Source organism: Proteus vulgaris (genome assembly GCF_016239305.1).
Classification (GTDB): domain Bacteria; phylum Pseudomonadota; class Gammaproteobacteria; order Enterobacterales; family Enterobacteriaceae; genus Proteus; species Proteus vulgaris_C.
The window spans coordinates 54,560-78,166 of sequence record NZ_JAEHOQ010000010.1 but is presented as its reverse complement, the minus strand read 5'-3'; the positions used below and the strand labels follow the sequence as shown (position 1 = coordinate 78,166).

Genomic DNA, 23,607 nt, shown 5'->3' with positions numbered 1-23,607 from the left:
TGGCATAACCTTCTATTTGCTGACAACCTTCGGAATGTGAAAGAGAATGCGTCATTATTTTCTGGTTATAAGCAAAATAGTAAGGTGATTTATCAGGCAGTTTTTCAAATAAAACAAAAATTCCCTGCCCTGTTTGCTGTATTTGAATTAACCGCTGAAAATCAGCTTTTAATGATTGACTATACCCTATAATAGCGACAAAACTAATATTAAAAAATAGTAATACAAACATTGTATTAAGTAAGATAGAGCCATTTTCCGATCTATTTTGATACTTTTTTATGATACACACTCCTTATGCACGAATGGGCAATAATCTAGCCATCCATTTGGATCAGAAACAATAGCTTTATCTTTTCCTTTTTTAAAACTAATCCATTGATAATGATATATTTTATAACCTAATAAGCTTTCTGCTTGCCCTTGAAGTAATGCCTTATCTGTAGAGATTAAAAATAAGCAGCTCTTTATTTTGGGATCTGCATAAAAAGGACGGCATTGCCATTTGTTTAATTGTATTGATGAAAGATCCCAATCCTGTGTTATTCCCCATTGCAGTGCTGATTCAGCAAATAAAAAGGCCTGTCTTGCTTGTAACTCTTGCATCACTATTTGTTCAGATTGCCTATAATGGTAAGAAAAATTTCCAAGCATAGATAAACTCATGCCAATAAAGCCTATCACTACAAATATACCCGCCAAGCCTTTTTCATTACTTTTGTGAATGAAATAAATATTCATAGTGCAGTCACATTCCTTAAACGGATAATATTTTGATAATATGATTTTATTTCAGGCTTTTGTTTAAAATGAAATTTTAAAGAGATAGAAAGATAAAAATACGAATTTTCTTTCACAGGATGTGTTTTAGCATAAGGCTGTAAAATAAACTCAGTTACCTCAATCTCGTTATTTTCGAAAAATTGTTGCCATCCTGAAGAGGCACAATCTTTTACACCTCTTAATTGCTCTAACTGCCCCTTTTTAAGGCGATATCCAAAATAATCACTCTCTTTTGACAAAGGTGGCTCCCATCGACCATTACTGTTTATGTCATAAGCAAAAATAATGCAGGAATTTTTTTCTTGATGAGGATATTGCCCTATCTTTAAAGGTGATACTTGTAAGCCATTTGACTCCAACGTATTAACACAATCACCATAACAATACCCTGTACGCCTTAATTGCGTTTCGAGTACCAATAATCGTTCTCTTAAAAAAATATCTAATTGATATTGTTGATAAGAATGGATCAGCGTATTTATTATTTGGGGATAAGCTCTACTGATGCAAAGAAATAAAATCCCACTTATCGCAATAGCGAAGAGACATTCCATCAATATCATCCCTGATGAAAAAGAAAATACAGATCGTTTTAACATGATGAAAATACCTTTATTTTCTGGCTACACGCTCTTATTCGGCCTAGCGATGAAATAATAATTTTCACTTCATCCTCTTCATTTTGAAGTACAAAACTCATGGGCTTTAAGGTTTGGCGAATTCCACCAAACGTAAAATTTGAGACTGTTGATTGCTTAAGTTGAATACCTAGGGATAATTGATAAATCGTTTGTTTTTCAGGTAAGTATCGTAGAGAAAAAGGAATAGCGACTATTTTATTACTGGGAGATAAATGAAGTGATATTTTAATTTTGACATTAAACAGCAACGCTTGCTGTTGCTGGTAATAAAGAAAAGCAATGGTTTCTCGCACACTTTGTATTAAATGGCGTTGCTTAATAAGATGTTGATAAGAAGAGATTGATAGATAACTTAAAATAGATACTATCAGCATAACAATAAGTATTTCGAGTAAGCTGATACCTTGCTCACTTTTTTTCTGAAACTCCTTATTTAGGCTTATTTCCCTATGATTGTTCATTTGTTTCTCCTTTTTAGCCTGTGGTGAGCATGCAGACTACAGCCTTAAAGGTAAACAAAAATAAGCGCTTTTCTCGAACAGTTACACAATAACAATATTTTCAGAGCAAATACAAAATAAACATATTTATGATTAATAAATACTGATAACTCTTTAACTTTAAAATAAAAAACCAATAAAAAGCCCCTGCCTATGACTAAACAGGGGCTTTAAAAGCAAAGGAGAAATTACACTGTAAATGGATATTTTATCGCTTCATGGCATTGATAGCCTTCAACTGTAAAATCATCCGTTGTTACCCATGTTTCGATATCTTCCAATGTTTTTATTTTTGGATTGATATGCAACGTTGGTAACGGTAAAGGTTCTCTTTTTAACTGAACATCACGCATTAGAGCTAATTGATTTTCATAGATATGGGCATTGATTATCTTATGAAATGCTTTACCCGGTTTATGCCCTGTAATTTGAGCCACCAGCGCTAATAAGACAAAGCACTGAATTTGGTTGAAATTCAAACCTAATGGCACATCACAACTGCGCTGATAAGAAGTTAAATAAAGTGTATCACCGACAAGTGAAAAGGTATGCGTATGCATACAAGGGCGTAAGCAACCTAGCTCTGTCTCACCAGGATTGTAAAACGTGACGATTTCACCACGATCATCTATACCTTTAGTAAGGTTATCTACCACTTTACGCAGTTGATCAAAATGAGAACCATCAGGACGTTGCCACTGGCGTCCTTGAACGCCATAAACACGGCCCATATCGTCTTCACCTTTACGATGAGGGTTATTTAACCATGCACTATTTTCATTCGCATTAGCATTCCATGTATTACAACCAATCTCACGAAATTGTGCCGCATTATCATAACCACGTAAATACCCTAACAGTTCTGCTATTGCTGCTTTATAAAAACTTTTTCGTGTCGTTATTAACGGAAATTGGTTATTCGCAACATCATATTCCAGATCGGCATTAATCACCGTTAAACAACGGGTTCCTGTCCGTTTATTATCAATCCATTGTCCTTCATCGATAATGCGTTGACACAATGCCAGATACTGCTTCATGTTGTCTCTCTTGTTAATTAGCTAATAATAAAAATTTATCTCACACTATTTGTGAGCTGGTGTTGGACTTTGTGGTGTTTTTTTATCTTGACGATAAGCCCATACCATAAAAATAATACCCAACAAAATCATTGGTATTGAGAGTAATTGTCCCATACTCACACCACTAAACAGTCCTAATTGCGCATCAGGTTGACGGAAGAATTCAACAATAATACGGAATGCACCATAACCTATCAGGAATAGACCCGATACACTGCCTACTGGGCGATTTTTACGCACAAAAATATTAAGAATAATAAATAACACCACCCCTTCTAACAGCATTTCATAAAGCTGTGATGGGTGACGAGGTAAAACCCCATATTCTTGAATAATAGGTAATAGCGTTGATGGATCTTGAGCAACAAGTTGAAGATCTTCAGAACGAGAGTTGGGAAATAAGAACGCCCAAGGTGTATCTAATGTGACGCGTCCCCATAATTCACCATTAATAAAGTTACCGATACGGCCTAAACCTAAACCAAATGGGATTAAAGGCGCAACAAAATCAGCTACTTGGAAAAAACCACGTTTAGTGCGTTTTGCAAACCAAATCATGGCACAAATTACCCCAATTAACCCCCCATGGAACGACATACCGCCATCCCAAACTTTAAAGAGGTAAAGAGGATCATTTAAAAAGACAGGCAGATTATAGAATAAAACATAACCTAAGCGACCACCGATAAATACACCAACAAAGCCGACATAAAGTAATGTCTCAACTTCATTTTTATTCCAACCACTATTCGGTTTTGCAGCTCGTCGATTTGCAAGCCATAAGGCAAAGACAAATCCAACTAAATACATCATACCGTACCAGTGTAATGACACAGGCCCGATAGAAAACATAACGGGATCAATCTCTGGAAATTTAAGGTAACTTATACTCATTATTCCCTACTTCACTTAATTAATAATTTCTGTGTTTACTCTTTATCAGCAACACAGAAAAGGCTTATACAAAGGCATATCAGATACCTCCGCGAATTAATCCACCTAATCCCTGCCTTTCCATAAATTCAGAAGACAATTTTTTGATTTCTGTTGCTGTTTCAGCTTGCAACACTTGTTGCATAAAAGGCTGTAACACCACAGGATCAAGATGGCGTAATAAGTATTTTACCCTAGGTAAACTACGTCCACTCATGCTTAACTGCCTAAAACCAAGCCCTATTAACAGCAATGCCCCAATAGGTGTCCCTGCCATTTCGCCACAAACACTGATTGGCAACTGGTAATATTGGCATTGTGTCGCAATCAAACTCAGTGAACGCAATAATGCAGGATGCAAATTATCATAGAGTGATGCGACATGGGTATTATTACGATCGACTGCAAGCAAGTATTGAGTTAAATCGTTTGTTCCAACAGAGATAAAATCAACCCGATTAGCTAATTGTGACAACATAAATACTAACGAGGGAACTTCAAGCATAATACCTAACGGTGGTAGAGCACATTCACATTTTAACTCTCGACTCACTTCATCACATGCGCGTAATAGCAATGTTCTCGCTTCGTCAATTTCATCAATACTTGTCACCATCGGCAACAATATTTTCAAATTTTTAAACTCGAGGTTTGCTTTTAACATAGCACGAAGCTGAATAAGAAAAATTTCAGGTTGATCGAGCAATATTCTTATTCCTCGCCAACCTAAGCAAGGATTTTCCTCATTAATGGGCATATAAGGAAGTTGTTTATCTGCACCAACATCTAATGCACGTAACACAACGGGTTTATCAGGGAAAAAAGAGAGTATTTCACGGTAGCGATTTTTTTGTTCATCTTCTGATGGAAAACCACTTTGTAACATAAAAGGGATTTCTGTTCGATACAAACCAACACCGTCTATCCCCACGCTAATACGTTGCTCGTATTTAATATTTAATCCTGCATTCAATTGAACGCTAACCGCTTCACCATTTTTGAGAACAGCTAGCTGTTCTAATTGATCTTCTGCAATCTGGCTTAATACACTTTCTTCATCAATAATCTGTTTATATTCTTGAGTAATAAAAGGCTCTGGTTCAATAAAAATCTCTCCACGATAACCATCAAGAATAAGCATGCGATTATGTAAAAGCTCAGGTTGAATATCCGCCCCCATAATCGCGGGAATTCCCATTGCTCTAACAAGGATGGCAGAGTGTGAATGTGTTGCACCATCTCGCACAATCACACCTGCAAGTTGTTGCTCAGGTAATTCTGCCAATAAACTTGCGCTTAATTCATCAGCCACCAAAATAAAGCGCTCAGGCCAAATATTGGTTGAGCTTAGCTCATCATCTAAATGAAATAGTAAACGCCGCCCTAATGCTTTTAGATCAGAGGCTCTTTCTCGCATGTAGCCATCTTTCAGACTAGAAAATTGTGCCGAAACTTTCTCAACAACCACCTTTACAGCCCATTCTGCGACATATCCTTGAGTGATAATCGCTGTCATTTTGTGTTTAAGTTGGGGATCATTAAGTAAATGCGAGTAAAGATCAAAAATGGCAGCACTCTCTTTTTGTGCATTCGCCATAAAACGTTTACTAAAACGGCGACATTCTGCCGTGGCATCTTCTAAAGCCACTGCGAGTCGATTTAATTCCGCTTTAATATCAAGCGTGCTAGCTTTAAATACATTCTCAAGAATTGGCTGAGAGATTTCTTGCCAACCATAAGCCATTACCACTCCCGTCGAAACCGATAACGCTTTAATACGACTTTGGCGGTATTGTCCAAATAGCCCTTTAGTTTGTACTTGCGATAACGTTGCACCTAATTGTGTTGCTAGTGTCACCATAAAAGACTCTTCGCTCTCGTTAAATAAGCGACGTTCTTTTTGTTGAACAACTAAAACACCAAGGAGTTGGCGACGATAAACAATGGGCACACCAAGGAAAGCACGCAGATCGTCTTCTTTTACTTGAGGAAGGTATTTAAAACTAGGGTGCTCACGAATATCCGCGAGGTTAATAAGCTCGGAAAGGCGTCCTACTTCACCAACAACGCCTTCATCAAACGAGAGGCTAACAGCTCGCCCTCTGGGTTTTTTGAGCCCTTTTGTGGCCATTAGATAAAAACAACTACGTTGCTTATCGGCAAGATAAATAGAACACACATCCGTGTGCATTGCCTGACACGTTTCCTTGACTAAGAGTTCAAGTGCTTCTGGAAGCCCTGCTGCCATAGCCACTTTTTCTACAATTTCTCGCAAACGTGTCAGCATAGTGTTATCTAATACCTTTTACGCCGATATCCATACGATGGACGAGGTAAAGACATTTGTTCTTGCAATGGCATGACTACTGGTGCGAATTCTTTCATTACACGACGATAAACATCGCGTTTAAAAGAGACGACTTGTCGAACGGGATACCAATAGCTCACCCAACGCCAGCCATCAAATTCTGGCGTTTTGCTTTGTTGAACGTTAATGTCCTTATCATTACTTGTTAACTGCAAAAGGAACCAACGCTGTTTTTGTCCAATACAAACAGGTTTTGTGTCCCAACGCACCAAACGCTTAGGCAACTTGTAACGTAACCAGTTACGTGTGGAGGCAAGAATTTTGACATCCTTGCGACTTAACCCAACTTCTTCGAACAACTCTCGGTACATTGCCTGCTCTGGCGATTCTCCAGGGTTAATTCCTCCTTGAGGAAACTGCCATGAATGTTGCCCATAGCGACGAGCCCAAAGCACTTGCCCTTGCCGATTACAAATTACAATCCCTACATTCGGGCGGTAGCCATCATCATCGATCACTAGACTACCTCAATAACCAAATTTGAAAGATAACTCATTGTTTCATACTACTCACAGACGGTAAACCTCTATCAACAGACTTTGCACAACGCGTGGATTTATCTACAATGGGAAAGTCTCAACGGGGTGCCTATTTAGGCTGAGAAAAACCCGTGGAACCTGATCCAGCTAATACTGGCGTAGGGATTTGAGTCAGGATAATGCAATATTTAATGATTTGCTGTCCTCACTCCTCAGATCCTTCCTGACTTTTTACTGAGGAACTAAATGTGTTAACTAAATCGCTTTGCTTTACTTTACTACTGGGCACACTGGGTGTAATAAGCACATTTTCAGCGCAAGCTGACACCCAAAAACCGACACTCACTGTATATACTTATGATTCCTTTACCGCAGATTGGGGCCCTGGACCTGCCATAAAAAAAGCATTTGAACAACAGTGTGATTGTGAATTAAAGCTTGTTGCCCTTTCTGATGGTGTTTCTTTGCTTAATCGCTTACGTATGGAAGGTGAGAAGAGTAAAGCTGACATCATTTTAGGTTTGGATAACAATCTGATCCATGCAGCCAAAGAAACTGGGCTTTTTGCGCCAAGTAATATCGATACATCAAAACTCGTCTTACCTGAAAAATGGACTGACGATACCTTTGTACCTTATGACTACGGCTACTTTGCGTTTATTTATGATAAAAACCGTATTGCTCATCCTCCCAAAAGTATGGATGAGCTACTAAATAGCCAAGAAAAGTGGAAAATACTGTATCAAGATCCTCGTACCAGCACACCGGGCTTAGGCTTAATGCTATGGATGCAATCACTTTATCCTGAAAACACCGCCTCTCAATGGAAGAAATTATCTGAGAAAACCCTTACTGTAACAAAAGGTTGGAGTGAGTCTTATGGCTTATTCTTAAAAGGTGAAGGTGATTTTGTACTAAGTTATACCTCATCGCCGGGTTATCACATTTTAGCGGATAAAAAAGATAACTATGCAGCAGCTATTTTCTCTGACGGGCACTATTTACAAGTCGAGGTTGCAGCAAAACTCAAATCGAGCAAACAACCTGAATTAGCTCAGCAATTTATGCAATTTATGCTAACTCCAGCTTTCCAAGAAACTATTCCTACCACCAATTGGATGTATCCCGTAATAGATATGCCATTACCTGACGTCTATTCTTTGATGCCTAAACCAGAAAAGTCATTGCAATTTGATGCAGATGTTGTCGCTAAAGAGCGCCAAACATGGACGCGCAATTGGCAATCTGCGGTTAGTCGCTAATGAAAAGATGGCTTATCCCGGGGCTATGTGCCTCGGGTTTACTGCTTATTGTGGCATTATTGTCATTTGGTGCATTATGGTTTAATGCGCCGAGTGGCGAATTATCCTCTATTTTTGCTGATGACTATTTATGGCATGTCGTGCGCTTTACTTTCTGGCAAGCCTTTTTATCTGCCTTATTTTCAATATTACCTGCCATTTGGCTCGCTAAAGCACTTTATCGACGCCAATTTAAAGGCAGAACACTTTTCTTACGTTTATGTGCTATGAGCCTGGTTTTACCGGTTTTAGTGGCACTTTTTGGTATTTTAACGGTTTATGGAAGAGTAGGTTGGATTGCTCAAATTTGTGAATGGCTAGGGATTAATTACCAATTTACTCCTTATGGTTTACAAGGCATTTTATTGGCACACGTTTTTTTCAATATGCCATTAGCAACCCGAATGCTATTACAATCTCTCGAAAGTATCTCACCAGAACAACGCCAATTAGCCTCACAATTAGGTATGAATGGCTGGCAACGTTTTCGCTTTCTTGAGTTTCCCTATTTATGGCGCCAGATACTTCCCACCGCATCACTGATTTTCATGCTCTGTTTTGCAAGCTTTGCCACTGTACTGGCGTTAGGTGGAGGCCCTGCGGCAACAACTGTCGAGCTCGCGATTTATCAAGCATTAAGCTATGACTACGATTTACATAGGGCTGCTCTTTTAGCCCTTATTCAACTCTTTTGCTGTTTAGGTTTGGTGCTAATTAGTCAAAAACTCAAAGGAACACTCTTTGTCGGAAATAGCCAAAAACAGTATTGGCGTGATCCCTATGATCCTCTCTTTAGTAAAATAACAGATACTCTGATTATTACGCTTGCGATCCTCTTTTTAGTACCCCCTATTTTAGCGGTGATAACCGATGGTCTTAACAGCGAATTAATACGAGTGATACAACAACCTATACTTTGGCGTGCTTTTACAACGTCTCTCATTATTGCGATCGGTGCAGGTATTGTTTGCGTTGTATTAACGATGATGTTGCTATGGAGTAGCCGAGAACTTCGCCTACGTCACTTTAAAAAGTCTGGACAGGCTATGGAAATGAGTGGGTTGATTATTCTGGCGATGCCGGGCATTGTGTTAGCAACAGGCTTTTTCTTGTTATTAAACAATACAACTGGACTCCCTGAATCGCCGTATATATTAGTGATTTTAACCAACGCATTAATTGCCATCCCCTATGCCTTAAAAGTGCTCGAAAATCCAATGAATGATATTGCTTCACGTTATGGCCTTTTATGTCAATCTCTTAATATTCAGGGTATCAATCGACTTCGTTGGATAGAGTTACGAGCATTAAAAAAACCGATTTCACAAGCACTTGCTTTTGCTTGTGTTATTTCTATTGGTGATTTTGGTATCGTTGCTCTATTTGGTAATGAAACATTTAGAACACTTCCCTTCTATCTTTATCAGCAAATTGGGGCTTATCACACACAAGATGGTGCTGTTACCGCCATGATCTTATTGCTACTTTGTTTCTCTCTTTTTAGCCTAATAGAACGATTGGCAGGAAAATCTCATGATTAAATTAGAGCACCTTACTTATACCTATGAACACCAACACCTTGTGTTTAACTTAGTCGTAAACACCGGTGAACGTATCGCCGTATTAGGCCCAAGTGGTGCGGGGAAAAGTACCTTACTCAGTTTAATTGCTGGATTTTTACCGTCTGAAAAAGGAACTCTTTTTCTTAATGGTCATGATCACACTAAAACCGCCCCCGCAAAACGTCCTATCTCTATGTTATTTCAAGATAATAATTTATTCCCTCATTTAACAGTTAGGCAAAATATTGGCTTGGGATTAGATCCTGGTTTAAAACTCACGGATACACAAAAAATACTGTTAGAAAACCGAGCCAAGCAAGTTTCTTTAAATGACTATCTTGACCGTTTACCTTCACAATTATCAGGTGGTCAACGCCAACGTGTTGCCATTGCACGTTGCCTTGTGCGCGAACAACCTATTTTATTGCTCGATGAACCTTTTTCTGCACTCGATCCCGCTTTACGTATTGAAATGTTAGCTTTACTGGAACAACTTTGTGAAGAAAAAAAACTGACCTTACTGATGGTTTCACATAGCTTAGAAGATGCAATCAAGATTGCCTCAAGAGCAATTGTGATTGATAACGGAACAATTGTGTATGATGGTAATACACAATCTTTGATAAATGGTGAAGTGGATCAATCACTTATTTTAGGCATTCCCTTTAATTAAATGCGCCTTAAATTAACTGTATAAATAACCACTATTTTGACTATAATAAACACATCTTTAGCGAATTTTTTTGTGTGTATTAGGTGCCCATGGTTGACCATACTGAACAAGGCTTTATTCTTACTCGCCATTGGAGCGACACCCCAAAAGGTATTGTCGTCTCCTATTGGTTGGCGACAGAAAATGGCCCTCGTAAAGTCACTGTTCCTTTGCAACAGGCTATTGGCTTTGTTGCTCGTCAACATGAAACCGTTTTGCGTTCACTGGTGAATAAAAACCCTGATATAGAAATTCGCCCTCTCGATTTAAAAGACTTTGAAAGGCAACCTGTTTTTGGCGTCTACTGCAAACAATACCGACAACTCGTTCAACTAGAACAGCAACTTAAAGAGCACCACATACGTCTTTATGAGGCCGATATACGTCCTCATGAACGTTATATGATGGAGCGTTTTATCACTGCACCAATTTGGTTTCGTTATCAACAAAACAATACCGTGACACTAAAACCTGCGCCTGATTATCGTCCTACATTGCGAACGGTATCTTTAGATATTGAAACCAGTGAATTTGGTGAACTTTACTCTATTGGACTTGCGGGTTGTGGCGATAATGTTGTGTTTATGCTGACTGATAATTTACCTGCCGAGAATGAACGTCAGCAATCCAAAGGTTACCGATTATGTTATGTCAGTAGTCGATTACGTTTAATTGAAAAACTTAATGAATGGATACAACATTACGATCCTGACGCCATTATTGGCTGGAATTTAATTCAATTCGATTTACGTATTTTACATACCCATGCTCAACGTTATGGCGTGAGCTTATTACTAGGTCGCCAAAATAATCCATTAGAGTGGCGAGAGCATGGATTTAAAAAAGGACATTTTTTTGCCTCTGCACAGGGTCGTTTAATTATTGATGGTATTGAAGCGCTGAAAATGGCCACATGGAATTTTCCCTCATTTAGCCTAGAATCAGTCGCACAAACACTGTTGGGGGAAGGTAAAGCCATTGATACTCCTTATGCCAGAATGGATGAAATTAATCGGCGTTTTAAAGAAGATAAGCCTGCATTAGCCTACTATAACTGGCAAGATTGTGTTTTAGTAAACCGCATTTTTGATGCTACATCTCTTATGGCATTTTTATTAGAAAGAGCTTGTGTCACGGGGCTTTCTGTTGATAGAAGTGGAGGCTCTGTAGCTGCGTTTACACATCTTTATCTCCCTTCTATGCATCGCATTGGGTATGTCGCACCTAATCAAGGTGAAAAACCTGAAGAACATAGCCCCGGTGGCTTTGTTATGGATTCTGCTCCCGGTTTATATGATTCGGTCGTTGTGCTCGATTATAAAAGCCTTTACCCCTCAATTATTCGTACTTTTTTAATTGATCCTGTTGGAATGATTGAGGGAACACATCAACCTGATGAAAAACTGGCTATCCCTGGTTTTCGCCAAGCATGGTTTTCACGGGAGAAGCACTGTTTACCCGCTATTGTGTCGCAAATTTGGCACGAAAGAGATAACGCGAAATTACATAAAAATGCCCCACTCTCTCAAGCACTCAAAATTATTATGAATGCTTTTTATGGTGTTTTGGGCTCAGTAGGATGTCGCTTTTTTGATCCTCGTCTGGCGTCGTCAATTACCTTACGTGGTCATGAAATTATGAAAAGAACTCGAGCATTAATTGAAGCTAAAGGTTATCAAGTTATTTATGGTGATACGGACTCTACTTTTGTTTGGCTTAAATCACCACATACTGAGCAACAAGCACAACAAATTGGGCATCAATTAGTACAAGACGTTAACCAATGGTGGAAAACACACCTTTCTGAAACCTATCAACTTGATTGTAAATTAGAGCTGGAGTATGAAACACATTATCGTCGTTTTTTAATGCCAACTGTTCGGGGTATGGAAACCGGTAGTAAAAAACGTTATGCGGGATTAAGCAATGATAAGATGGTGTTTAAAGGATTAGAGACAGTCAGAACAGATTGGACACCCCTTGCTCAGAAATTTCAACAAGAGCTTTATACTCGTATTTTTCATCAACAACCTTACCAACAGTTTATTCGTGATTATGTCGCGGATACGCTTGCGGGAAAATATGATGATAGATTAGTGTATCGTAAACGGTTACGTCGAAAATTATCAGAATATCAGCACCACGTTCCCCCTCATGTTAAAGCAGCACGTAAAGCTGACGAATATAATTTATCCAAAAATAGACCTCAACAATATCAGCAAGGCGGTTGGATTAGTTATATAATTACCCTCTTGGGACCTGAACCATTAGAGCACATTACCGCTGCACCTGATTACGAACACTATATCAATAAGCAGTTAATGCCAATTGCAGATGCCATCCTGCCTTTTATACAAGATGATTTTTCAACCTTGTTAAATGGACAAATGACGCTCACATTTTAAGATGTGTCATTTTGCAGGTGACGGTTTGCTTTGCATCTATTAACATAACGCCCCTTTGGTGATAATTAACTTTTCTTGTTTCAAGAACAGACACTTTTTATCCCACAAATTTTAATGACAACACCGCAATACTGCATTCATTAATAATTCCTAAATTATATATTTGAGAGCTGAGTTTATATATATGCCTTTTACTCTTGGTCAACGTTGGATTAGCGATACTGAAAGCGAGCTTGGACTAGGTACTGTTGTGGCAGTTGATGCCCGCATGGTGACCTTACTTTTTCCTGCCTGTGGCGAAAACCGCCTTTACTCCCGTCATGATGCCCCAATAACGCGGGTGATGTTTAATGCGGGAGATACCGTCACCAGTCACGAAGGCTGGAAACTCGCCATCGATAACGTTGTAGAAGATAATGGCCTTCTTATCTATCAAGGTGTACGTTTAGACACCGAAGAGCCTGCACAATTACGTGAAGTATTCTTAGATAACAAACTCACTTTTAATAAACCACAAGATCGCCTTTTTGCAGGCCAAATCGATCGTATGGATCGCTTTGCCTTACGCTATCGCGCACGTAAATTCTTAAGCGAACAATTTAAACAAGCACAAAGCGGTTTACGTGGCATTCGTGCAAGCCTGATCCCTCATCAGCTTTACATCGCCAATGAAGTGGGTAAACGTCATAACCCTCGCGTTTTATTAGCTGATGAAGTGGGTCTGGGTAAAACCATTGAAGCCGGTATGATTATCCACCAACAATTAATGGATGGTCGGGCTGAGCGTGTGTTAATTATCGTGCCTGAAAGCTTACAACATCAGTGGTTAGTTGAAATGTTACGCCGTTTCAATCTGCGCTTTTCACTGTTTGATGATAGCCGTTATAGCGAATCCTTATTAGATAGTGATAACCCATTTGAAACAGAACAGATGATCATCTGCTCTTTAGATTTTGTGCGTAAAAATAAGCAACGTTTTGAACATCTCGTTGAAGCAACGTGGGATATGTTGGTTGTCGATGAAGCTCATCATCTTGTATGGAGTGAAGACGCGCCAAGCCGTGAATATCAAGTAATTGAAGAATTAGCTGAATCTATTCCTTCAGTATTACTATTAACTGCAACACCTGAGCAGTTAGGCCAAGAAAGCCACTTTGCCCGTTTACGTCTGCTTGATCCAAGCCGTTTCCATGACTACAACGAATTTATCAATGAACAACAAAAATACCGCCCTGTTGCCGATGCTGTCACTATTTTGCTATCAGAAGATGATATAAATACGGAACAACAAAATATCATCAGCGAAATGATCAGTGAGCAAGATGTTGAGCCATTACTGAAAGCAGCAAATACCCAAGGTGAAGAACGCACTAAATCTCGCCAAGAACTTATCCATATGTTAATGGACAGACACGGAACGGGTCGTCTGTTATTCCGTAATACGCGCTCTGGTGTAAAAGGTTTCCCTAATCGCTTACTTCATGCGATTAAAATGCCTCTGCCAACACAATATCAAACAGCGATTAAAGTTGCCGAAATTATGGCAGCGAAAAAGAGCCTCGAAGTTCGAGCTAAAGAGATGCTCTATCCAGAACGTATTTACCAAGAATTCGAAGGTGAAAACGCAACATGGTGGAACTTTGATCCTCGTGTTGAATGGTTGCTCGGATACTTAACTGCAAATCGCAATGAAAAAGTGCTGGTTATTTGTGCGCAAGCAGCAACTGCATTGCAATTAGAGCAAGTTTTACGCGAACGTGAAGCTATTCGTGCGGCAGTCTTCCATGAAGGAATGTCTTTACTTGAACGCGATCGTGCTGCGGCTTATTTTGCATCCGAAGAAGAAGGCGCACAGGTTCTATTATGTTCTGAAATCGGCTCTGAAGGACGTAACTTCCAGTTTGCAAATCAATTGGTCATGTTTGATCTCCCCTTTAACCCTGATTTATTAGAACAACGTATTGGTCGTCTTGATCGTATTGGCCAAAATCGTGACATTGATATCAGCATTCCTTATCTGGAAGGTACAGCTCAATCTGTACTGTTGCGTTGGTACCATGAAGGATTAGACGCATTTGAACATACTTGCCCAACTGGCCGTACTATTTACGATAGTAAATATAATGAGTTAATTAATTATCTTGCTCAACCCAATGAATTAGCTGACTTTGACGAGTTTATTGTGGCCTGTCGTAAACAGCATGATGAAATGAAACTTAAACTTGAGCAAGGCCGTGATCGTCTATTAGAAATGCACTCTAATGGTGGTGAAGTGGGCGTTGAATTGGCGGGTGAAATTGCGGCTCAAGATAATGATCCTGAATTAGTTAACTTTGCATTGAATTTATTTGATATCGTTGGTATCAATCAAGAAGATCGCAGTGATAGCTTAATTATTTTAACGCCGTCTGATCATATGTTAGTGCCTGATTTCCCAGGATTACCACAAGACGGTTGCACTATCACATTTGATAGAGAGCAAGCGCTATCTCGTGAAGATACCCAATTTATTAGCTGGGAACACCCTATCATCCGTAATGGTCTAGATTTGATCCTATCAGGGGATACCGGTAGCTGTGCCGTGTCTTTATTAAAAAATAAAGCATTACCAGTAGGAACGCTATTAGTTGAACTGATTTATGTCGTAGAAGCACAAGCGCCTAAACATCTTCACTTAAGTCGTTTTTTACCAGCAACACCAGTTCGCTTATTACTTGATCTAAAAGGTAATAACCTTGCCTCTCAAGTTGAGTTTGAAAGTTTTAACCGCCAATTAAATGCGGTTAACCGTCATACCTCTAGCAAACTGGTCAACGCAGTACAAAGCGAAGTACACCATGTACTCAAAGCCTCTGAACCGTTAATGGAAGTTGAAGCGAAAGGACTTATTCAAAAAGCGAAAGAAGAGGCTGATCGCGTATTAACACATGAATTATCACGCTTAGAGGCTTTACGCGCAGTAAATCCAAATATTCGTGATGATGAAGTTGAAGCGATTGAAAATGAGCGTACCCATATTCTTAATCATTTAGATGAAGCAAATTGGCGTTTAGATTCAATACGTTTAATTGTTGTTACCCACCAATAATTACATTAAAGCGGGGAGTATTTTGCTCCTCGTTATTTTGATGAGATATCCACCATGATGGAAGTTTATAACCCCCCGACTGATCCTTGGTTACATGTTCTATATCAAGATGAGCATATTATTGCCGTCAATAAACCCAGTGGATTACTGTCTGTGCCGGGTAAAGCACCGGAGCATAACGACAGTATTATGTCTCGTATTAAAGCTGATTTTCCTAATGCCGAATGTGTGCATCGTTTAGATATGGCAACCAGTGGCGTCATTGTTGTTGCACTCAATAAAGAAGCTGAGCGTGAGCTAAAACGTCAATTTCGTGAACGTGAACCGAAGAAAACTTATATTGCTCGCGTATGGGGACATGTCGAAAAAGAAGAAGGATTAGTTGATTTACCTTTAATTTGTGATTGGCCAAATCGACCAAAACAAAAAGTCTGTCATGATACAGGAAAAGCAGCGCAAACTTTTTATGAGGTGTTGGAATATGAAGAGAATGCGACAAGGGTAAAACTCTCGCCAATTACAGGGCGTTCACATCAATTGCGGGTACATATGTTAGCGTTGGGGCATCCTATATTAGGGGATCGCTTTTATGCACATCCGCAGGCAAGAGCAATGGCACCTCGCCTGCAGTTACATGCTCAGGAATTATTTATTACGCATCCTGCTTTTCGATCCCCGATTCATTTTGAATGCCTTGCCGATTTTTAATGTCTTATGACACTAAAACAGTCACTGAACTCAATGAAGCAAGGAGCAGACAGAGCGCTAATCCCATAACCCCAACAAGAACACGGACGTTTGACATGGATATAGTTCCTTTTTTAAGAGAAGAGAGAATGAAATAATTAAATTTCACTTATATTTTACCGTGATAAATAATAAACTCAACTCAACCTAAGTTACCTCTATCACGAAATAATTCTCTCTTTTCTCATCTTCTTTTACAAGATGTTAACGAAATCCTTTTTCTTTTTTAATCAAGTCGTAAGCAACTTGTATAGACTGTGCTTTTTGTTTTGCAATTTCCATCATTTCTGGTGGCAAACCTTTCGCTACAAGTTTATCTGGATGATGTTCTCCCATTAATTTTCTATAAGCTCTTTTTATGGTTTTAACATCATCGTTCTCATTAACACCGAGTACCTTACATGCGTCAGAGAGTGTCGGGCCTTGAGGTTGAGACTGATATCCTTGTCTATTTTGATAATGGAAATTTTGACCAGCCTGCATCATTGCTAATATATGTTCGAAATGCGCACGCGAAAAACCCAGCTCATCAATAATGATAAACAACATTTTTCTTTCATTTGGATGCAATTGACCATCAGCAAAAGCAGCTTGTAACTGAATTTCCAGAAACATCTGAAGTAAGTCACGACGGCCAGCACAAATTTGTCGAACACGTTGCAAGGTAGCTCTTAAGGGGAAATCGGGTGATTTACCTTCTCTGAATGCTTGCTGAGCTGCTTGACGCCCTACTCCGTGCAAATTCATCCTATTCATCAATTCACTTGCAAGTGAGATATCCGTTTGAGTAACTCGCCCTTTTGATTTTGTTAAGTGTCCTAAAACTTGAAAAGTTGCAGCAAAGAAAAAAGCTTGCCTATCACGAGTATAGCGTCCACCACTTCCTAATTTACCTCGTTGCATGTCATAGAGGTGTCCAAGAAAAACACCAATAACAATACCCCAGAAGCCTACCCCCGCAAAACTACCGATGATAAGGCCTAATAATTTTCCCCAATAGCGCATAGACTCCTCAAATCTTCAATGCTCTGCCTGCGATTTTGCATTATCATACTATTCATTTGCTTGCACACCTAACACCAAGCGACGTCTAAATAGACTTTTTCTTAAAATGAAGAGATTTACTGTTTCTCTTTGGACAGAGGTAATGCTGTTTTCGTTTAAATTGTGTTAAAGTAAAATGAGTGACCAAACGAATAATTTTAGCGTTATTAGACCGCACGAAATACCGCATCAGCGCGGTGTTTTTTTGTCTCTAATAAGGCTATAACCCTATTTCAACACAGAAACATCGAAAAAATGAGGTTTATACCTATTTTTCGGTTACCGTTAGAACAATGTTCAGAACGTTGGGCTGGTGTCGCATAACTCCCTGCGTTAGTTTCTGGCTGTTTATCAGCATGAAGCCACTGATGACGGAAGCACATAAATACTTATGAAAAAAAGTTATCCCACACTGCTGGCCACCTTAGTTTGGGCCACAATATACGGTCAGCCTGCTTATGCTGATCTTGCCTCCCAATGTTTACTGGGAGTTCCTGTTTATAACAAACCATTGGTACAGGGCGATCCTAATAACTTGCCTGTCACTATCACGGCAAATGATATGCAAGGTGAATATCCTCGCATGATCAAATATAAAGGTGATGTTGATATTAAACAGGGGAACCAGACCTTAAGTGCAGACAGTGTTGAACTGACACAAACCGAGGGTGAAACACCATTAAGAATGGTGACAGCGACAGGAAATGTCTCTTATGATGATCCTCAAATCATCTTAAAAGGCCCTCGTGCTTGGTCTAATCTTAATAATAAAGATACAGATATTGAACAAGGTGATTACCAGATGGTTGGTCGCCAAGGCCGTGGTTATGCCGATAAGATGCAAATGCGTGGCGAGAACCGCTATACCATTATGGATAAAGGGATGTTCACCTCTTGTTTACCTGGCGATGATAGCTGGAGCGTTGTCGGCTCTGAGGTTATTTTAGACCGTGAAGAACAAGTTGCTGAAATTTGGAATGCACGCTTTCGCGTCGCTAATGTTCCTATTTTCTATAGCCCTTACCTTCAATTACCTATCGGTGATAAACGTCGCTCCGGTTTCTTAATTCCAAACGGAAGCTATTCTCGTAGTTCAGGATTTGATTTCCAACTCCCTTACTATTGGAATATCGCCCCTAATTATGATGCCACTATTACAACTAACTATATCAGCCGTCGTGGTTTAAAATTAGATAACGAATTCCGGTATTTAACAACGCCGGGACGCGGTACCATCGCTGTAGATTGGATTAATCACGATAGCCAATACAATAAAGACAAAGAAGAAAATAAAGCAGGCTATCTTCCTCGTGATACCGCCACACGTTGGTTATTCTACTGGGGTCACAGTGGTGTCATGAACAATGTGTGGCGATTTAATATCGATTACACCAAAGTCAGTGACAATAAATACTTCACTGATTTTACCTCGCAATACGGTAATACCACTGATGGTTATGCAACTCAGAAATTTAGTACGGGTTATGCACAACAAAATTGGAATGCCACCTTAACAACAAAGCAATTCCAAATTTTCTCTGATAATAAAGATGCAAGAGCTTATCGAGCAGAGCCACAGCTTGATCTGAATTATTATAAGAATGATATCGGGCTATTTGATTTCCGAACTTATGCTCAGTTTGTTCGTTTTACCAGTGTGGGGGAGAATACACCCGAAGCAAATCGTTTCCATATTGAGCCAACGATTTCACTCCCTGCATCTACAGGTTGGGCTAGCTTTAATAATGAACTGAAAGTGATGGCTACTCATTACGATCAGGACATTCCAGATGGTTATAAAGCCAAACCCAATAATCAAAAATTAGATGACAGTGTTAATCGTGTATTACCACAGTTTAAATCTGATATGAAAGTGGTTTTTGAACGTCAATATCAAACTAACGATATTACACAGACCCTTGAGCCTCGGGTGCAATACCTTTATGTTCCTTATAAAGATCAATCTAACATTAATAACTTTGATTCCGCATTATTACAGTCAAACTATGGCGGACTTTTCCGCGATAGAATGTATGGTGGTCTAGACCGTATTGCGTCAGCAAACCAATTAACAACCGGTGTGACATCACGTTTTTATGATAGCGAATTGGTTGAACGTTTTAACGTTTCTGTAGGTCAAATCTACTTCTTTGAGCGCCCAAGAACAGGACCATCTTCTACTGGTAATGAAATCATTAATAGCAAGAATGAAACGGGTTCAATGGTATGGGCAGGTGATGCCTACTGGCGGATCACTGATACCGTGGGTATGCGTGGTGGTTTACAATATGACCGTCGTTTAGGTAGCGTATCAATGGGTGATGCGATTATGGAATATCGCGCCGATAGCGATCATCTTCTACAGTTGAGTTATCGTTATGTTGATCGTGATTATATCCAAGCTACACGTGTTCGCCCTTATGATGGAAAAATGAATCCTCTTCCCGAATACCAAAAAGGTATTTCGCAAGTGGGTGTTGTAGGCAGCTGGCCATTAGCGGAACGCTGGGGTCTTGTGGGTGCTTATTACTTTGATACCAAAGAATCCGAACCTGTTAGCCAAATGGTTGGTGTACAATATAACACCTGTTGCTGGGCTGTGAACGTCGGTTATGAACGAAAAATTGTTGGCTGGAAAGTTGACCACAGCGATATTGATAATAAATGGTCAATCAATGTGGAACTCAGAGGCCTAAGTAACAATCATAGTCTGGGTAGCCAGAAAATGCTTGAACGCGGTATCTTACCTTATCAAAGAGCATTCTGATTTAATCAGACTACGGAATTGGCTGAATAAATATGTCATCCCGCAACAAGATGCGGAAAACACATAATGGGAAACTTATGAAAAATTGGAAAACGCTGTTTATCGGCTTAATGATCACGGTCGGTGCAGCTACCAGCTCAACAACGTTTGCAGCACAAGAATTAAACCGTGTATCGGCTATCGTCAATAACGGTGTCGTTCTAGAAAGTGACGTCAATAGAATGCTACAGACTGTCAAAATGAACGCAAAAAGTGCGGGTCAGGAATTGCCTGATGAGCAAGTTCTTCGCCAACAAATTCTAGAGCGTTTGGTGATGGATAACATCATTTTGCAAATGGCACAACAAATGCAAATTGATATTCCTGATGCCGCGGTAGAATCTACCATTCAAGGTATTGCAGCTGAAAATAAAATTTCACTTGATCAAATGAAAAAACGCCTCTTAGCTGATGGTATTTCTTACAACGATTATCGCCAAGATATTCGTAAAGAAATGATGCTAGCAGAAGTACGTAACAATGAAGTTCGTCGCCGTATTACTATTTTGCCTCAAGAAGTTGATTCTCTTGCTAAGCAAATTGAAAGCCAAGCAAGTCAGAGCATTGATCTTAATCTGAGCCATATCTTAATTCCATTATCAGAAAACCCTGCTCCAGCAGAAATAGAAAAAGCAAAGCAAGTCATTACTCGCATTATGAATCAACTTAAAAATGGTGCTGATTTCGGTAAATTAGCAGCAACTTATTCGGCTGATCCACAAGCTTTAAATGGCGGTAATATGGGTTGGGCATCTATTGATGAATTACCAACACTATTTGCAAAAGAGTTAGCTAATGCACAGAAAGGGCAAATTGTAGGGCCTCTTCACTCTGGTGTCGGCTTACACATCATTAAAGTAAATGATATTCGTGGTGGCTCAAATACACTTTCTGTCACCGAAGTTAAAAGTCGTCATATTCTGCTGAAAAGCTCTCCAATCATGAATGATGAGCAAGCCTATGCCAAATTGCAGCAGATTTCTGCTGATATTCGCAGTGGCAAAATGAGCTTTGCTGATGCAGCAAAAGAATATTCAGAAGATCCAGGTTCAGCATTACGTGGTGGTGAGTTAGGATGGTCAATGCCTGACGTTTACGATCCAGCATTCCGCGATGCGTTAATGCGCTTAAATAAAAATGAATTAAGCCAACCTGTTCGTTCAAATTTTGGCTGGCATTTAATTGAATTAGAAGACACACGTAGTGTTGATAAAACAGATGCCGCTAATAAAGAACAAGCATACCGTTTACTCTTTAATCGTAAGTTTAATGAAGAAGTACAAAACTGGATGCAAGAGCTACGCGTAGGGGCTTATGTGAAAATAATGAACGAGAATAATGCAAACTAAGCAAATAAAACCACTTGTTATCACCCCCGGCGAACCAGCCGGGGTTGGTCCTGACCTGATTATCTCATTAGCACAAATGAATTGGGATTTACCTTGGGTTGTTTGTGCTGATCCTCAGTTACTCAAAACAAGAGCAGAATTATTAAACCTGCCTCTTTCATTAGTTGAATACGATCCTGCCACACCACCTCAAGCACATACACCAAGCCAAATTTGTGTACTCCCTATTGCACTTCATACCAATGTTATTCCAAGTACATTAGATGCACGCAATGGATTATACGTTGTAGAAACATTAGCTCGTGCTTGTGATGGCTGTCTTAACGGCGAATTCTCTGCATTAGTAACCGGCCCCGTTCATAAAGGAATTATTAATGATGCGGGTGTGCATTTCACAGGACACACCGAGTTTTTTGCCGACCGTAGTTACTGTGAACGTGTGGTCATGATGTTGGCAACGGACACACTAAGAGTCGCACTAGCAACCACACATTTGCCTCTACGAGATGTCGCTGATGCAATTACTAGTGAACTACTGCATGAAATTATCACCATTTTAAATCATGATTTAAAAACTAAATTTGGCATAGCAGAACCTCAAATCTACGTTTGTGGCCTTAATCCTCATGCTGGGGAAAATGGTCATATGGGACGTGAAGAAATTGATATTATTGAGCCTGCATTAACACAATTACGTCAGCAAGGTATTTGCCTCCATGGGCCTTATCCTGCTGATACCCTTTTTCAGCCTAAATATTTAACGCATGCTGATGCTGTACTTGCGATGTATCACGATCAGGGATTACCTGTGCTAAAATATGAAGGTTTCGGTCGTGCAGTGAATATAACACTCGGTCTTCCTTTTATTCGTACCTCTGTTGATCATGGCACCGCCCTTGAGCTTGCAGGTACAAAAAGCGCAGATGCTGGCAGTTTTTGCACCGCATTAAATTTAGCCATTAATATGATACAAAATTGTAATGAATAATAGAGTCCATCAGGGGCACTTTGCCCGCAAACGCTTCGGGCAGAACTTTTTAACAGACAGCTATATTATTGAAAGTATTGTTGAATCTATTTATCCACAACCCGGTGAGGCCATTGTTGAAATTGGTCCCGGTTTAGGTGCTATCACAGAACCTGTTGGCGCAAGAATGGATAAAATGACAGTAGTTGAAATCGACCGTGATTTAGCTGCTCGTTTAGAAGTTCATCCTACATTAAAAGACAAGCTGACCATTATTCAGCAAGATGCAATGACGATTGATTTTGCACAACTAGCAAAAGAACGTCAGCAGCCTCTGCGTGTCTTTGGTAACTTGCCTTATAATATTTCCACACCACTTATGTTCCACCTTTTCAGTTTTGCTGATGCCATTTCTGATATGACATTTATGTTACAAAAAGAAGTGGTTAACCGTCTTGTTGCAGGTCACGGTAGCAAAACTTACGGTCGCTTGAGTGTGATGGCACAATATTATTGCCAAATCATTCCTGTACTTGAAGTTCCACCGACCTCATTTAAACCAGCCCCCAAAGTTGATTCAGCCGTTGTTCGCTTGATCCCTTACAAAGAAAAGCCATATCCAGTTACGGATATTGCAATGCTAAGCCGTATTACTTCACAAGCATTCAACCAACGCCGCAAAACATTGCGTAACAGTTTAGGTGGATTGCTAACAGCAGAAGATATGATCGCTCTGGGGATCGATCCGACTGCTCGTGCAGAAAATATTTCTGTCGAGCAATACTGTAAAGTGGCAAACTGGCTATCGCAAAAGCAAGATACACAGGCATAAGATAAAGC

The 23,607-nt window shown here is 39.6% G+C and carries 18 protein-coding genes and 1 riboswitch; of the genes, 10 read left to right on the top strand and 8 right to left on the bottom strand.

Annotation, left to right across the window (positions count from 1 at the left end; all coding sequences use genetic code 11):
• Nucleotides 1–279 precede the first annotated feature (279 nt).
• The 7 genes from JEP40_RS09325 to rppH all read right to left on the bottom strand — a co-directional run bounded on the left by JEP40_RS09325 (nucleotide 280) and on the right by rppH (nucleotide 6,765).
• Nucleotides 280–741 (bottom strand): DUF2509 family protein, encoded by a 462-nt coding sequence (locus JEP40_RS09325; RefSeq protein ID WP_198623338.1) that lies wholly within the window; start codon nucleotides 739–741, stop codon nucleotides 280–282.
• On the bottom strand, nucleotides 738–1,382 hold the full coding sequence (locus JEP40_RS09320; protein ID WP_198623337.1) for a prepilin peptidase-dependent protein: 645 nt from the start codon (nucleotides 1,380–1,382) through the stop codon (nucleotides 738–740). The genes JEP40_RS09325 and JEP40_RS09320 overlap by 4 nt, the downstream gene beginning before the upstream one ends.
• Nucleotides 1,376–1,885 (bottom strand): prepilin-type N-terminal cleavage/methylation domain-containing protein, encoded by a 510-nt coding sequence (locus JEP40_RS09315; protein WP_198623336.1) that lies wholly within the window; start codon nucleotides 1,883–1,885, stop codon nucleotides 1,376–1,378. The genes JEP40_RS09320 and JEP40_RS09315 overlap by 7 nt, the downstream gene beginning before the upstream one ends.
• A gap of 227 nt (nucleotides 1,886–2,112) precedes the next feature.
• Nucleotides 2,113–2,964: a thymidylate synthase gene (locus JEP40_RS09310; protein WP_198623335.1), complete on the bottom strand. Its 852-nt coding sequence runs from the start codon at nucleotides 2,962–2,964 to the stop codon at nucleotides 2,113–2,115.
• Nucleotides 2,965–3,009: 45 nt separating this feature from the next.
• A complete protein-coding gene (gene lgt, locus JEP40_RS09305; RefSeq protein ID WP_198623334.1) occupies nucleotides 3,010–3,900 on the bottom strand; it encodes a prolipoprotein diacylglyceryl transferase in 891 nt (296 codons plus the stop codon).
• Between the two features lie 79 nt (nucleotides 3,901–3,979).
• Entirely contained in the window at nucleotides 3,980–6,226 is a 2,247-nt protein-coding gene (gene ptsP, locus JEP40_RS09300; RefSeq protein ID WP_198623333.1) for a phosphoenolpyruvate--protein phosphotransferase, read from the bottom strand.
• 8 nt (nucleotides 6,227–6,234) lie between these two features.
• Nucleotides 6,235–6,765 (bottom strand): RNA pyrophosphohydrolase, encoded by a 531-nt coding sequence (gene rppH, locus JEP40_RS09295; protein WP_109409091.1) that lies wholly within the window; start codon nucleotides 6,763–6,765, stop codon nucleotides 6,235–6,237.
• 112 nt (nucleotides 6,766–6,877) lie between these two features.
• Nucleotides 6,878–6,969, top strand: a riboswitch (TPP riboswitch).
• 65 nt (nucleotides 6,970–7,034) lie between these two features.
• Between rppH and thiB the strand changes: the two genes are divergently transcribed.
• The 6 genes from thiB (at nucleotide 7,035) to rluA (ending at nucleotide 16,562) form a co-directional block, all read left to right on the top strand.
• Complete coding sequence (gene thiB, locus JEP40_RS09290; RefSeq protein WP_198623332.1) at nucleotides 7,035–8,048, top strand: thiamine ABC transporter substrate binding subunit; 1,014 nt, start codon at nucleotides 7,035–7,037, stop codon at nucleotides 8,046–8,048.
• A complete protein-coding gene (thiP, locus tag JEP40_RS09285) occupies nucleotides 8,048–9,628 on the top strand; it encodes a thiamine/thiamine pyrophosphate ABC transporter permease ThiP (protein WP_198623331.1) in 1,581 nt (526 codons plus the stop codon). Before thiB ends, thiP begins: the two co-directional genes overlap by 1 nt.
• Complete coding sequence (gene thiQ / locus JEP40_RS09280; RefSeq protein ID WP_198623330.1) at nucleotides 9,621–10,322, top strand: thiamine ABC transporter ATP-binding protein ThiQ; 702 nt, start codon at nucleotides 9,621–9,623, stop codon at nucleotides 10,320–10,322. Before thiP ends, thiQ begins: the two co-directional genes overlap by 8 nt.
• Nucleotides 10,323–10,411: 89 nt before the next feature.
• A complete protein-coding gene (locus JEP40_RS09275) occupies nucleotides 10,412–12,766 on the top strand; it encodes a DNA polymerase II (RefSeq protein ID WP_198623329.1) in 2,355 nt (784 codons plus the stop codon).
• A 184-nt stretch (nucleotides 12,767–12,950) separates the two neighbouring features.
• Nucleotides 12,951–15,854, top strand: a complete 2,904-nt coding sequence (rapA, locus tag JEP40_RS09270; RefSeq protein ID WP_198623328.1) for an RNA polymerase-associated protein RapA — start codon at nucleotides 12,951–12,953, stop codon at nucleotides 15,852–15,854.
• Between the two features lie 54 nt (nucleotides 15,855–15,908).
• Complete coding sequence (rluA, locus tag JEP40_RS09265; protein ID WP_198623327.1) at nucleotides 15,909–16,562, top strand: bifunctional tRNA pseudouridine(32) synthase/23S rRNA pseudouridine(746) synthase RluA; 654 nt, start codon at nucleotides 15,909–15,911, stop codon at nucleotides 16,560–16,562.
• A 243-nt stretch (nucleotides 16,563–16,805) separates the two neighbouring features.
• Here the strand turns inward: rluA and djlA are convergent, their stop codons facing one another.
• Entirely contained in the window at nucleotides 16,806–17,606 is an 801-nt protein-coding gene (djlA, locus tag JEP40_RS09260) for a co-chaperone DjlA (protein WP_198623326.1), read from the bottom strand.
• A gap of 430 nt (nucleotides 17,607–18,036) precedes the next feature.
• On the opposite strand from djlA, the gene lptD reads away from it, so the two are divergent.
• Genes lptD through rsmA form a run of 4 tightly spaced genes read left to right on the top strand, consistent with a single transcriptional unit; the run spans nucleotide 18,037 to nucleotide 23,599 of the window.
• Complete coding sequence (gene lptD / locus JEP40_RS09255; protein WP_198623325.1) at nucleotides 18,037–20,412, top strand: LPS assembly protein LptD; 2,376 nt, start codon at nucleotides 18,037–18,039, stop codon at nucleotides 20,410–20,412.
• A gap of 50 nt (nucleotides 20,413–20,462) precedes the next feature.
• A complete protein-coding gene (surA, locus tag JEP40_RS09250; protein ID WP_198623378.1) occupies nucleotides 20,463–21,800 on the top strand; it encodes a peptidylprolyl isomerase SurA in 1,338 nt (445 codons plus the stop codon).
• Nucleotides 21,790–22,788, top strand: coding sequence for a 4-hydroxythreonine-4-phosphate dehydrogenase PdxA (pdxA, locus tag JEP40_RS09245; RefSeq protein ID WP_198623324.1), 999 nt, complete (start codon nucleotides 21,790–21,792; stop codon nucleotides 22,786–22,788). The genes surA and pdxA overlap by 11 nt, the downstream gene beginning before the upstream one ends.
• Nucleotides 22,781–23,599 (top strand): 16S rRNA (adenine(1518)-N(6)/adenine(1519)-N(6))-dimethyltransferase RsmA, encoded by an 819-nt coding sequence (gene rsmA / locus JEP40_RS09240; RefSeq protein ID WP_198623323.1) that lies wholly within the window; start codon nucleotides 22,781–22,783, stop codon nucleotides 23,597–23,599. The genes pdxA and rsmA overlap by 8 nt, the downstream gene beginning before the upstream one ends.
• The last annotated feature ends 8 nt before the right edge of the window (nucleotides 23,600–23,607 follow it).